12 protein-coding genes and 1 pseudogene are annotated in these 12,806 nt (G+C 71.2%); 10 read left to right on the top strand and 3 right to left on the bottom strand.

Translation table 11 applies throughout. The features are described from left to right. The first annotated feature begins 10 nt into the window (after positions 1–10). Complete coding sequence (locus tag MTDSW087_RS15800; RefSeq protein WP_144765532.1) at positions 11–232, top strand: antitoxin MazE-like protein; 222 nt, start codon at positions 11–13, stop codon at positions 230–232. Continuing rightward, on the top strand, positions 229–555 hold the full coding sequence (locus tag MTDSW087_RS15795; RefSeq protein WP_144765530.1) for a type II toxin-antitoxin system PemK/MazF family toxin: 327 nt from the start codon (positions 229–231) through the stop codon (positions 553–555). The genes MTDSW087_RS15800 and MTDSW087_RS15795 overlap by 4 nt, the downstream gene beginning before the upstream one ends. Before the next feature lie 107 nt (positions 556–662). Here the strand turns inward: MTDSW087_RS15795 and MTDSW087_RS15790 are convergent, their stop codons facing one another. After that, positions 663–1,865, bottom strand: a complete 1,203-nt coding sequence (locus tag MTDSW087_RS15790) for a pyridoxal phosphate-dependent aminotransferase (RefSeq protein ID WP_144765528.1) — start codon at positions 1,863–1,865, stop codon at positions 663–665. A gap of 185 nt (positions 1,866–2,050) precedes the next feature. Here MTDSW087_RS15790 and MTDSW087_RS15785 point away from each other — a divergent pair, with 185 nt between their 5' ends. Further along, positions 2,051–3,067 (top strand): LLM class flavin-dependent oxidoreductase, encoded by a 1,017-nt coding sequence (locus tag MTDSW087_RS15785; RefSeq protein WP_144765660.1) that lies wholly within the window; start codon positions 2,051–2,053, stop codon positions 3,065–3,067. A gap of 6 nt (positions 3,068–3,073) precedes the next feature. Here the strand turns inward: MTDSW087_RS15785 and MTDSW087_RS15780 are convergent, their stop codons facing one another. Together MTDSW087_RS15780 and MTDSW087_RS15775 are read right to left on the bottom strand one after the other, a co-directional pair. After that, on the bottom strand, positions 3,074–3,349 hold the full coding sequence (locus MTDSW087_RS15780; protein WP_144765526.1) for a GCG_CRPN prefix-to-repeats domain-containing protein: 276 nt from the start codon (positions 3,347–3,349) through the stop codon (positions 3,074–3,076). Positions 3,350–3,579: 230 nt separating this feature from the next. Further along, positions 3,580–3,861, bottom strand: coding sequence for a hypothetical protein (locus MTDSW087_RS15775; RefSeq protein WP_144765524.1), 282 nt, complete (start codon positions 3,859–3,861; stop codon positions 3,580–3,582). 387 nt (positions 3,862–4,248) lie between these two features. Between MTDSW087_RS15775 and ileS the strand changes: the two genes are divergently transcribed. The 7 genes and pseudogenes from ileS to MTDSW087_RS15740 form a co-directional block, all read left to right on the top strand. Then, positions 4,249–7,230: an isoleucine--tRNA ligase gene (gene ileS / locus MTDSW087_RS15770; RefSeq protein ID WP_144765522.1), complete on the top strand. Its 2,982-nt coding sequence runs from the start codon at positions 4,249–4,251 to the stop codon at positions 7,228–7,230. Between the two features lie 31 nt (positions 7,231–7,261). Beyond that, positions 7,262–7,765, top strand: coding sequence for a signal peptidase II (gene lspA / locus MTDSW087_RS15765; RefSeq protein ID WP_144765520.1), 504 nt, complete (start codon positions 7,262–7,264; stop codon positions 7,763–7,765). Positions 7,766–7,949: 184 nt separating this feature from the next. After that, positions 7,950–8,609: a hypothetical protein gene (locus MTDSW087_RS15760; RefSeq protein ID WP_144765518.1), complete on the top strand. Its 660-nt coding sequence runs from the start codon at positions 7,950–7,952 to the stop codon at positions 8,607–8,609. A gap of 151 nt (positions 8,610–8,760) precedes the next feature. Continuing rightward, a complete protein-coding gene (locus tag MTDSW087_RS15755; protein ID WP_144765516.1) occupies positions 8,761–10,158 on the top strand; it encodes a M16 family metallopeptidase in 1,398 nt (465 codons plus the stop codon). A 63-nt stretch (positions 10,159–10,221) separates the two neighbouring features. Then, the gene (locus tag MTDSW087_RS15750; protein WP_144765514.1) at positions 10,222–11,505 is read left to right on the top strand and encodes a M16 family metallopeptidase; all 1,284 of its coding nucleotides are present in this window, start codon (positions 10,222–10,224) and stop codon (positions 11,503–11,505) included. A 105-nt stretch (positions 11,506–11,610) separates the two neighbouring features. Further along, complete coding sequence (locus tag MTDSW087_RS15745; RefSeq protein WP_144765512.1) at positions 11,611–12,534, top strand: ring-cleaving dioxygenase; 924 nt, start codon at positions 11,611–11,613, stop codon at positions 12,532–12,534. A 150-nt stretch (positions 12,535–12,684) separates the two neighbouring features. After that, a pseudogene (locus tag MTDSW087_RS15740) lies at positions 12,685–12,806 on the top strand (ferredoxin--NADP reductase); the annotation flags it as partial.

Here is a 12,806-nt window from a genome sequence, read left to right as displayed (position 1 = left end):
GAGTGCGATCATGGCTCGGACGAAGCCCGACGACGGTCCGACGAAGTCCCATCGCGATCGGCGCAGCCAGGGCGGCCGCGGGATGAAGCTGCTGCGCGTCTGGGTGCCCGATCCGTCAGCTTCGGAGTTCCAGGCCGAGGCTCGGCGTCAGGCGGCGCTGCTCCGCGGGGCCGCAGAGGACGAGGACGCGCTGCGCTTCATCGAGGCGGCGACCGACTGGCCAGAGGCGTGAGGCGCGGCGATCTGATCACCGTCTCGGCTCCTGGTGACTACGGCAAGCCGAGACCAGCCGTCGTCGTGCAATCGGACTGGCTGTCCGAAACGGACAGCGTGCTCGTCTGCCTTCTGACAAGCACGCTTCGCGAGGCGCCGATCTACCGGCTGACCGTTCCGGCCGATCCCGACACCGGGCTGCGCGTCGCGTCGCAGGTGATGGTGGACAAGGTCACCGCACTATCGCGAGCGAAATGCGGTCCCGTCTTCGGCCGGCTCGCCGGAACCGAGTTGCTTGCCCTGAATCACATGCTGTCGGTCATGCTCGGCCTTGCCGACTGAGCAACCTTGGCCGGACGAGAACTGTCCAGCCAAGGCGGAGCGGCTCTAAGCCATTGTGTGACGCGCTCTCTGAGCCGAACCGGCGTGCGCTTCGGCTCAAGAGTGCTCTACCGCAGCGAGGCGCAGAAGCGCTGGATGCGGGTGCAGGCTTCCTCCAGCGCCTTGTTGGAGGTCGCGTAGGAGATGCGCAGGTTTGGGCCGAGGCCGAAGGCCGAGCCGTGGACGGCGGCGACGCCTTCCGTCTGAAGCAGCTCGGTGACGAAATCCTCGTCCGTCTCGATGGTCTTCCCGGCCTCGGTCTTGCGGCCGATCAGGGCGGCGCAGGAGGGATAGACGTAGAAGGCCCCCTCCGGCATCGGGCACTTGAGGCCCGTCGCCTGGTTCAGCATCGAGACCACGAGGTCGCGCCGGTCCTGGAAGGCGGCGCGGAAGCGGGCGAGGTGCTCCTGCGTGCCGTCGAGCGCGGCCACCGCCGCCCATTGCGCGATGGTGGTGGCGCCCGAGGTCTGCTGGCCCTGGATGAAGTCCATGGCCTTGATCAGGTGCTCAGGGCCGGCCGCGTAGCCGATGCGCCAGCCGGTCATGGCATAGGCCTTCGAGACGCCGTTCATGGTGAGCGTGCGCTCGTAGAGACCGGGCTCGACCTGGGCCGGCGTGACGAACGTGAAGTCGCCGTAGGTCAGGTGCTCGTACATGTCGTCGGTCAGCACCCAGACGTGCGGATGGCGCATCAGCACGTCGGTGAGCGCCTTCAGCTCGGCGTGGCTGTAGGCGGCGCCCGACGGGTTCGAGGGCGAGTTGAGGATGATCCACTTGGTCTTCGGGGTGATGACCCGCTCGAGCTCCTCGGGCTGAAGCTTGAAGGCATGCGCCATGTCGGTCTCGGCGAAGACCGCGGTGCCGCCCGCGAGCGCCACCATCTCCGGGTAGGAGACCCAGTAGGGGCGGGGGATCACCACCTCGTCGCCCGGGTTCAGGGTGGCAAGCAGCGCGTTGTAGATCACGTGCTTGCCGCCGGTGCCGACGATGGTCTGGCTCGGCTTGTAGTCGAGGCCGTTCTCGCGCTTGAACTTCCGGACGATGGCCTCGCGCAGGGGCACGATGCCGGAGACCGGCGGGTACTTGGTCTCGCCGCGGCGGATCGCGTCGATCGCCGCCTCCTTGATGTGGTCCGGCGTGTCGAAATCCGGCTCACCCACGGACAGGCTGATCACGTCCATGCCGGAGGCTTTCAGCTCGCGCGCCTTCTGCGTCATCGCGATGGTCGCGGACGGCTTCACGCGGGACAGGGCGTCGGCCAGAAAGCCCATGGGGGGATGCTCCGGAGGTCTTGTAGAAGAGTCGGCCGCGGCGCGGCGGCGGGACCGTAGGCGTCTGGTCCGGAGCCGGCAAGGTGGCTCCGGCCCGGTTCCAGGGCCCTGTCACGCCTGTGGCGCAGGGCTCCCGCGCCAGCCGCGCCCTCACGGAAGGGCTCGGGCATCCTCATCTGAGGGCGATGCTGCCGCTCTCCGTCCTCGACCTCTCCTTCGTCAATGCCGGCGCGACGCCGGCCGACGCCCTCCAGGACAGCCTCGCGCTGGCCCGCCACGTGGATGGGCTCGGCTACCACCGCTACTGGCTGGCCGAGCACCACGCGCTGCCCTCGGTCGCGAGCCCGGCGCCCGAGATCATGATCGGGCGGATCGCGGCGGAGACGACGCGGCTCCGGGTCGGCTCGGGCGGCATCATGCTGCCGAACCACGCCCCCCTGATGGTGGCCGAACGGTTCAAGCTGCTGGAGGCCCTGTTCCCGGGCCGGATCGATCTCGGCCTCGGACGGGCGCCGGGCACCGACGGGATCACCGCCCAGGCGCTGCGGCGGCGCGAGGCGCCGCGGGCCGGCGACGACTTCCTGGAGCGCCTGCAGGAGTTGATGCTGTGGGAGACGGGCGCCTTCCCCGAGGGCCATCCCTTCCGCAGGATCTCGGTGATGCCGGCGGGCGTGCCCCTGCCGCCGCTCTTCCTGCTCGGCTCGTCCGATTACAGCGCGGCGCTCTCCGCCCAGATCGGCACCGGCTTCGCCTTCGCGCAGCATTTCGCGAGCCACGACGCGGGCGAGGCGCTGCGGAGCTACAGGCAGCAGTTCCAGCCCTCGCGCTGGGGCGAGCGGCCCCACGCCATCCTGGCGCTGGCGGCGATCTGCGCGGAGACGGATGCGGAGGCCGAGCGGCTCGCCATGAGCGCCCGGCTCGCGACTTTGCGCCGGGAGCGCGGCGCGTACGGGCCGGTTCCGAGCCTGGAGGAGGCCGAGCACTATCCCTACAGCACGTCCGAGCAGGTGCGGATCGAACAGGGACGCGCGCGCCTGCATGTCGGCTCGCCCGTGACGCTTCGGGCCAAGCTCCTCGCGGCGGCCGCGGAGACCGAGGCCGACGAGATCATGATCGTGTCGGTGATCCACGATCAGGCGGCCCGGCGCCGCTCCTACGGGCTGATCGCCGAGGCCTGGGGCCTCGGCGACCGTTCGGCGTGAGCCGGTTTACCAGCGGCAGACGCGGCGCGGCCCATAGGGGGTCGGGCGGAAGAAGCAGCGGCGGCCATAGGCGCGCGGCGGCGCGGCGAAGGGGCGGCAGCGACCGTAGGGGCCGCGGGCCCAGCCGGGACCGCAGCCCTGCGCCACCGTCTCGATCGGGGCCGTGCCGGCGAGGCTCGCGGCAGAACCGGCGCCGAGGGGAGCGGCCTGGGCCGTGGTGACGGCGCCGAGACCGCCGAGCGTGAGGGCGGCGGCGAGGCCGAGAATCGTCCGTTTGGACATCGGCAGGTTCCTCCTGTTGTCCTTCCGGTCGGCGCCGCGACGGCGGCACCTTGACCGTGGCTCGATCTAGGCCCGTCCGGCCTTGTGGGAAGGTTTTCGGAACATGACGGTTTGGACAGGTTGACGACCCGACCCTCCTGTCGGTCGACGTTTCACGCCCCCCGCCGACGTGCCAGCCGCCGGAGTGCTGCCCGGTCGCGGCGCGATCGGGCAGCACTCCGGAGGCCGCCTCAGCGGTGGCGGCGGTGACGGTAGCGGCGGTGGGGGTAGCCCGGCCGCGAGCGCAGGCCCGTGCGGTAGGCGCGCCGGCCGGGATCGACCCCGAGCGCCCCGTTCACCGTGCCGACCGCGCCGCCGACCGCGCCGCCCACGACGCCGCCGATCGGGCCGCCGACCCGGTTGCCCTCGGAGGAGCCGCGCTCGACGCCGCCGACGAGGCCCTGCGCCTGTGCGGCGGCTCCGAGCGTGAGGGTGGAGGCCGCGAGCGCGGCCGCGATCAGGATGTGCTTCATGGCGGGTTCCTCAAGACTGGCAGCGCAGGGCCGTTTGCCGGCTCGTGGCGCTACGTTCCCAACGGCCCAGCTCGCGAAAGGTGGCAGGGGTCCCGGCCGCTTTCCTGTGGAACAGTGCGCAATGCCGGCGGTCCGGGCCGGCGGTCTGGCGCGGCAGGCCGGCCGCTGTTAGAAGCCGGCCGATGCATCTGAGCGCTGCCTTCTCCTGCGGCCGTCCGGCGACGCGAATTACGGGCCCGGCCTCCGCCTGAGCGCCCCCGCGGCGCCGTGCGGCGGACGCCGGGACGCGGTTCCCCGCACCCTGCCGGCCGAGAGCTCCGCCGGCCCGCCAGCCGAGAAGCCCGCACGGCCTGATGCAGGCCGCCCCTTTCCAGGACGCCCGAACCGATGAGCGAGCCGACCCCCGAGACCGCCGCCGAGAATGCCGGCCGTGACTACTCGAAGACCCTCTACCTGCCGAGCACCGAGTTCCCGATGCGGGCCGGCCTGCCGACCCGCGAGCCGCTGCTGATCGAGCGCTGGGAGCGTATCGACCTCTACGGGAAGCTGCGCGCCAAGGGCCGCGGCCGGCCGAAATTCGTGCTGCACGACGGCCCGCCCTACGCCAACGGCAACATCCACATCGGCACGGCGCTCAACAAGATCCTGAAGGACGTGGTCGTCCGCGCGATGGGCACGCTCGGCTACGAGGCCAACTACGTCCCGGGCTGGGACTGCCACGGCCTGCCGATCGAGTGGAAGGTCGAGGAGCAGTACCGCGCCAAGGGCCGCAACAAGGATGCGGTGCCGGTCGTCGAGTTCCGCCAGGAATGCCGCGCCTTCGCCGCGCAATGGCTCGACGTGCAGCGCGCCGAGTTCAAGCGGCTCGGCGTCACCGGCGACTGGTCGCATCCCTACTCGACCATGGCCTTCCCCGCCGAGGCGACCATCGCGGGCGAGCTGATGAAGTTCGCCATGAGCGGCCAGCTCTATCGCGGCTCGAAGCCGGTGATGTGGTCCGTGGTCGAGAAGACCGCGCTCGCCGAGGCCGAGATCGAGTACGAGGAGCATGTCAGCGACACGATCTTCGTGCCGTTCCCGATCCGCGCGGGCGCCGAGGGCGCCCTCTCCGGCGCGCGCATCGTCATCTGGACGACGACGCCCTGGACGATCCCCGGCAACCGCGCCGTCGCCTATTCGCGCAAGGTCGCCTACGGCCTCTACCGCGTCACGGAGGCGCCTGAGGAGAACTGGGCGAAGCCCGGCGAGACCTACATCCTCGCCGATTCGCTCGCCGCCTCCGTGTTCAAGGCCGCCCGCGTCGCGGGCTTCGAGCGCGTCGCCGACGTGGACGCCGCCAAGCTCGGCGGCCTCACGCTCGCGCATCCGCTGCACGCGAGCGGCTACGGCTTCGACGTGCCGCTCCTCGACGGCGACCACGTCACCGAGGAATCCGGAACCGGCTTCGTCCACACCGCGCCGAGCCACGGCCGTGAGGATTTCGAGCTCTGGATGGCGAACGGCCGGCTCCTGCGGGAGCGCGGCATCGACACCACGATCCCCTACACGGTGGATGCCGACGGCGTGCTGACGGAAGCCGCGCCGGGCTTCACCGGCACCCGCGTGCTGACGCCGAAGGGCGAGAAGGGCGACGCCAACAAGGCGGTCATCGCCGCGCTCAGCGAGGCCGGGGGGCTGATCGCCCGCGGCGTGCTGCGCCACCAGTACCCGCATTCCTGGCGCTCGAAGAAGCCGGTGATCTTCCGCAACACGCCGCAATGGTTCATCGGCATGGACCGGCCGGTGGAAAGCCTCGGCAACCGTACCCTGCGCGAGGTCGCGCTGCAGGGAATCGAGGACACCCAGTGGGTGCCCCCGCAGGGGCGCAACCGCATCAACGGCATGGTGGCCAACCGCCCCGACTGGGTGGTCTCGCGCCAGCGCGCCTGGGGCGTGCCGATCAGCGTCTTCGTCCACCGCGAGACCGGCGAGATCCTGCGCGACGCGGCGGTCAACGCCCGCATCCTCGACGCCTTCCGTGAGGAGGGGGCGGATGCCTGGTTCACGGATGCCGACGGCACGCGCTTCCTGAAGCCCGACCACGACCCGGCCGCCTACGAGAAGGTGACGGACGTGCTCGACGTCTGGTTCGATTCGGGCTCGACGCACGCCTTCGTGCTGGACGATCCCGAGCAGTTCCCGGGCCTCTCGGGCGTGACGCGCCGCCGCGGCGGCGGCGACGACCGGGTGATGTACCTGGAGGGCTCCGACCAGCATCGCGGCTGGTTCCAGTCCTCGCTGCTCGAATCCGCCGGCACGCGCGGGCGGGCCCCCTTCGACATCGTCCTGACCCACGGCTTCGTGCTCGACGGCAAGGGCCTGAAGATGTCGAAGTCGAAGGGCAACGTCGTCGCGCCGCAGAGCGTGATCAAGGACTCGGGCGCCGACATCCTGCGCCTGTGGGTCGCGGCCTCCGACTATACCGACGACCTGCGCATCGGCCCGGAGATCATCAAGACCTTCGCCGAGACCTACCGGAAGCTGCGCAACTCCCTGCGCTGGATGCTCGGCTCGCTGGCGCACCGCGTCGCGGGCGACGACATCGCGCTCTCCGAGATGCCGGAGCTGGAGCGGCTCATCCTGCACCGGCTCGCCGAGCTCGATGCCGAGATCCGCGAGGCCTATGCCGCCTTCGATACCAAGCGGGTGGTGGCGCACCTCAACGGCTTCATGACCGGCGACCTGTCGTCCTTCTACTTCGACGTGCGCAAGGACGCGCTCTACTGCGACCCGGCCTCCTCGGTGCGCCGCCGCGCCGCCCTCCAGGTGATCGACGAGGCCTTCCGCCGCGTCACCATCTGGCTCGCGCCGGTCCTCGCCTTCACGGCCGAGGAAGCCTGGCTCGACCGCTATCCGTCCGAGGACGGCTCGGTCCATCTCCAGACCCTGCCGCACACCCCGGCGGAATGGCGCGACGATGGCCTGGCCGAGCGCTGGCAGAAGATCCGGCGGGTGCGCCGGGTGGTGACGGGCGCCCTCGAGATCGAGCGCGCGGCCAAGCGCATCGGCGCGAGCCTGGAGGCGGCGCCAGTCGTGCACGTGGCCGATCCCGACCTCCTTGCCGCCCTCGACGGCGTCGAGTTCGCCGATATCTGCATCACCTCGGACATCACCGTGCGCGCGGGGGAGGGGGCGTCCGAAGCCTTCCGCCTCGACGACGTCCGCGGCGTCGCCGTGGAGCCGCAGCCGGCGGAGGGGCGCAAATGCGCCCGCTCCTGGCGCGTCACGCCCGAGGTCGGGCAGGATCCGGACTATCCGGACGTGACCCCGCGCGACGCCCGGGCCCTGCGCGAGTGGGACGCCGCGCACCCGGCCGCGAGCGCCGCGTGATCCCGGCCGACCCGACCTGCGGGGCGGAGCGGTGACCCCGTTCCGCCTCGGCCTCGCCGCGCTCCTCGCCACCTTCGCGCTCGATCAGGCCTCGAAGCTCTGGCTCTATCTCGGCACCGACCTCGTGCTGAGCCAGCCCTGGCGCCTCGGGCCCTTCGTCGACTTCGTCGTCGTCTGGAATCGCGGCGTCTCCTACGGCCTGTTCCAGCAGGAGAGCGGGCTCGGCCGCTGGTTCCTCGTGGCCCTGTCCCTCGTCGCGGCGGCGGCCCTGGCGGTGTGGATGCGCCGGGCCGGCTCACGGCTCCTCGGCATCGCGCTCGGCCTCATCGCGGGCGGCGCCCTCGGCAACGCGGTCGACCGGGCCGCCTACGGCGCGGTGTTCGACTTCGTGCACCTGCATGCGGGCCAATGGTCCTGGTACGTGTTCAACGTTGCGGATGCGGCGATCGTGGCCGGCGTCGCCGGGCTGATCCTCGACAGCCTGCGGCCGGCGGGTCGGTCCAGCGCGTCCGGAGACCCCGCGCCGCCGCTGTGACGGGCACACCACATCCCACAGCAACCCACAGGGCTCGGTCACAAGCCCTGGTGCAGCGCAGTCAAGGCGCCATACGATCGCCGAAAACCGGGATCAGGCCGGAGCAGCCGGATCAGGCCGCGTCGTCGCGGCGGCGTGAGGCCCCGCGGGGGCCGAGCGGAACCCGGCCAACCTGTGGGGCAGCATGACCGGGTATCGCTGGACTGTTCATCTCGCCGCCGCCCTTGCGGGGATCGTCTCCGCGACCGCGGCCGGCGCGCAGGAGAGCGGGTCCGTGATGCGGGACACGCTCAGCACCCTCGGCCTCGTCGAGAAGGACCAGGCGCCGATCGACTACCGCGAGCGGGCGCCCCTGGTGATGCCGCCGAAGCTCGACGGCAAGGCGCTGCCCGCCCCCAGGGCGAAGGTCGCCAACCCGTCCTGGCCGAAGGAGCCCGAGGTCGTCGCCCGCGAGCGCGAGCTGGCCGAGCGGCGCACCCCGCGCGGCAACCAGGTCCAGGGCCGCTACGACGACAACAACGCCACGCTGACGCCGGACGAGATCCGCGGCGGCCGCCGCGCCGATGCGCAGATCCCGCGGACCAACGAGTACAAACCGGGCGACAGCAATCGCGATTCGTTCTGGGTCAATCCGTTCGACCTGATGAAGAGCGCCACCGACGAGCGGACCGAGCCCTCCGACGTCGAGCCGACCCGCGACAGCCTGACCGCGCCGCCGACCGGCTACCGCAAGCCGCCGCGCAAGGTCGTGCGCAATGCGAGCGACCCGATCAACAATCCCAGCCGCGAGCGCGAGGAGGCCGATCCCGGCACCTATCTGCGCGAGCAGCAGCGCCGGCAGTAGCCGACATCCGCTGTGGCCCGGTTGCGACAGGGCCAGGGCGTCGCGACATGAGACATGGGCTCCGGTACGGGAATTGCCGGCTCGGGATGCCCGGTACGGTTGCCCGTGGGGTTTAGGGACTCCGCCCTGCGACCGCGATGAGGAAGAGCGTATGCATCTGTTCAGGCACGGGACGCCCACCCTGTTTCCGCAAGGCCCGCGGGCCAGCGCCGGCCGCGCCGATGCGGCGCCCCACGGGCGCTCGGAGGCGGGCGGCCCGGAGGTGACGGCCTTCAGCCTGGACAACGGCCTCGACGTGATCGTCGTCCCCGACCACCGCGCCCCGGTGGTCACGCACATGGTCTGGTACCGTAACGGCTCGGCCGACGATCCGCTCGGCCAGTCCGGCATCGCCCACTTCCTCGAGCACCTGATGTTCAAGGGCACCGAGAACCATCCGGTCGGCGCCTTCTCGAAGACGGTCTCGGCCCTGGGCGGCCAGGAGAACGCCTTCACCAGCTACGACTACACCGCCTATTTCCAGCGCGTCGCCCGCGACCATCTCGGCACGATGATGGCGTTCGAGGCCGACCGCATGAACGGGCTCGTCCTCGAAGAGGCTGTGGTCGGCCCCGAGCGCGACGTGGTGCTGGAGGAGCGGCGCATGCGGGTCGAGACCGACCCCTCCGCCCAGCTCTCCGAGGCGATGGCCGCTTCGCTCTTCGTGCACCATCCCTACGGCATCCCGATCATCGGCTGGATGCACGAGATCGAGTCCCTGAGCCGCGAGCACGCGCTCGCCTACTACAAGCGCTTCTACACCCCCGAGAACGCCATCCTCGTGGTGGCGGGCGATGTCGCCCCGGACGAGGTGCGCCGGCTCGCCGAGACCACCTATGGCCGCGTCGCGCCGCAGGGTGCCCGGCCGGTGCGCGTGCGTCCCCGCGAGCCCGAGCCGCGGGCGCTTCGCCGGGTTTCGGTCGCCGATCCGAAGGTCGAGCAGCCGACGCTGCAGCGCCTCTACCTCACGCCCTCCTGCATCACCGCCCGCGACGGCGGCTGCCACGACCTGGAGCTCCTGGCCGAGGTGCTCGGCGGCGGCTCGACCTCCTACCTCTACCGCAAGCTGGTCCTGGAGCAGGGCATCGCGGTCAATGCCGGCGCCTGGTACATGGGCTCGGCGATCGACGACACCCGCTTCTCCGTCTACGCGGTGCCCTCCGAGGGCGTCTCGCTGGAGCAGCTCGAGGACGCGGTCGACAAGGTCCTGCGCCGCGCACCCGCCGAGGCGCTGGACGCCGAGGCGATCGAGCGGGCCAAGACCCGCCTCGTGGCCGAGACGGTCTATTCGTCGGACAGCCAGTCCTCGCTCGCGCGCATCTATGGCTCGGCGCTCGCCATCGGCGAGACCGTCGAGGAGGTCCGGCGCTGGCCGACCGACATCGAGGCGGTGACGCTCGGCCGCCTCTCCGCCGCCGCGGAGCGCTGGCTCGCCCCGGCCCGCTCCGTCACCGGCTACCTGACGAAGGCGAGGGACGCCGACGCGCCGGTCGCGATCGCCGCCGAGTAGGCGACCGACGATCCGCGCCCGCACCGGCCGCCCGCACGGCCGAACGAGAACAACGAGGTTCCCATGAACTTGGCCGAGACCGACACCCGCACCGCCTCCTCGCCGACCAAGGCGCTCCCCGTCCCGAGCGCCGCGGGCGTCGAGGCCTGGCACGTGGAGTCGCCGGTCGTGCCGATGATCGCGCTCGCCTTCACCTTCGAGGGCGGCGCGGCGCAGGACCCCGAGGGCAAGGCGGGCTGCGCGCAGATGCTCGCGCGCCTCCTCGACGAGGGCGCGGCCGACCTCACCTCCGACGCCTTCCAGGAGCGCCTGGCGGCGCGTGCCATCGAGCTGTCCTTCCATGCCGGCCCCGACGCCATCGGCGGCTCGCTGAAGATGCTCGTGAAGCATGCCGACGAGGCGATCGACCTCCTCGCCCTGGCCCTCGCCAAGCCCCGCTTCGACCCGGACGCGATCGAGCGCGTGCGCGCCCAGATGATGGCCGGCCTGCGCTACCAGCAGAACGATCCGGGCGTGCTCGCCTCCCGCCGCTTCTTCCGGGAGGGCTTCGTGGGCCATCCCTACGGCCGCCCCTCCTCGGGCACGATCGAGAGCGTCGCGGCGATCACCCGCGACGACCTCCTCGCCATGCATGCGCTGATCGTCGGCCGCAGCAAGGTGAAGGTCGCCGCGGTCGGCGCCATCAGCGCCGACCAGCTCTCCGAGGGGCTGAACCGCGCCTTCGGCGCCTTGCCCGAGGCGGGCACGCTCCGTGCCGTGCCGCAGACCACGGTGAAGGATCTCGGCCGCCGCGTGCTGGTCGATCTCGACGTGCCGCAATCGGTGATCCGCTTCGGCCTCGCGGGCATTCCCTGGCGCGACCCGGACTTCATCCCGGCCTACGTGCTCAACCACATCCTCGGCGGCGGCGCCTTCACCTCGCGCCTGTTCCAGGAAGTGCGCGAGAAGCGCGGTCTTGCCTACTCGGTCGGCACGTCCCTGGTGAGCCACCGCGCCACCGCGATGATCTGGGGCTACACCGCCACCAAGAACGAGCGCGTCGGCGAGGCGCTGTCGGTGATCGGCGACGAGATCAACCGCCTCGTGGCGGACGGTCCCTCGGACGAGGAGCTGCAGAAGGCGAAGGACTACCTGACCGGCTCCTACGCGCTCGGCTTCGACACCTCGACCAAGATCGCGCACCAGCTCGTGCAGATCGCCTTCGAGAATCTCGGCATGGACTACATCGCGCGCCGCAACGACATGGTCGCAGGCGTGACCCAGGCCGACATCCGCCGCGCCGCCGCCCGCACCTACGCGGACGGCAAGATGCTCGTCGTCGCGGCGGGCCGTCCGACCGACTTCTGACGGAACGCGCCCGCGCAGCCCATATCGGGGTGGCGCGGGCGACCCGGTGACCCGGGAAACGGAGCGCACGCGCCCTCCGTCCCGGCCACCGAAAGCGCGAGACCCATGCAACTCACCGGCATCCACCATCTCACCGCGATCACCGCGCGGGCGGCGGACAACTTCGCCTTCTACACCCGCATCCTCGGCATGCGGCTGGTGAAGAAGACGGTGAACCAGGACGACGTCTCGGCCTACCACCTGTTCTACGCGGACGGGATCGCCGCGCCGGGCAGCGACCTCACCTTCTTCGACTGGCCGACCGCGCCCGAGCGCCGCGGCAGCAACAGCATCGTGCGCACGCATCTGCGCGTGCCGGTCGGCTCCCTCGACTGGTGGCGCGAGCATCTGGCACGCCAGGGCGTGGACCATGCCGGCGCGATCGCGCGCGACGGCCGCCTCACCCTCGATTTCGAGGACGGCGAGGGCCAGCGCCTCGCCCTCGTGGCCGATGACGGGGCCGGCAACCCGTGGGCGGAGAGCCCGGTGCCGGCCGAGCACCAGACCCTCGGCCTCGGCCCGATCCGCCTCGCGGTGCCGGCGCCCGAGCATACGGCCGCCGTGCTGACCGACGTGCTCGGCATGCGGCACGTGCGGGACTTCGAGCTGCCGGAGGGGCCGGTTCACGTCTTCGCGATGGGGCAGGGCGGGGCGGCGGCCGAGATCCAGCTCCTTCCGGACGTCTCGGCCCCGGCGCGGCAGGGCGCGGGCGCCGTGCACCACGTGGCCTTCCGTATCCCCGATGCGGATTACGCAGCCTGGGCCGACCGGCTGAAGGCCCGGCGCATGCCGTCGAGCGGGCCGGTCGACCGCTACTACTTCCGCAGCCTCTACTTCCGCGAGCCGAACGGCATCCTGTTCGAGATCGCGACGGACGGGCCCGGCTTCACCGCCGACGAGCCGCTGGAGACGCTCGGCGAGCGTCTCGCCCTGCCGCCCTTCCTCGAGCCCCGCCGGGCCGAAATCGAGGGCGGCCTGAAGCCGCTGTGAGGCAGGGACGGCCTTTTTAAGATTTCAGAGCGATTCCAAGCAGAAGAACTGCGATTCGATTGCAGCCCCGTCATGCCTTGACGGGACTGCCGCACGTGCGAGAAGAGCCGCCGATCTGGGGCTCGCAGGGATTCGAGGACCGAACCGGCCATGAGCAAGTATTTTGAGGAGCGGGTGCTGTCGGTGCACCACTGGACGGACACGCTCTTCTCCTTCCGCACCACGCGCGACCCGGGCTTCCGCTTCCGCAACGGCGAGTTCACCATGATCGG

This window comes from Methylobacterium dankookense, from assembly GCF_902141855.1.
Taxonomy (GTDB): Bacteria; Pseudomonadota; Alphaproteobacteria; order Rhizobiales; family Beijerinckiaceae; genus Methylobacterium; species Methylobacterium dankookense.
Note: the sequence above shows the minus strand (reverse complement) of the source record. Positions and strands in the feature narration are given on the sequence as shown.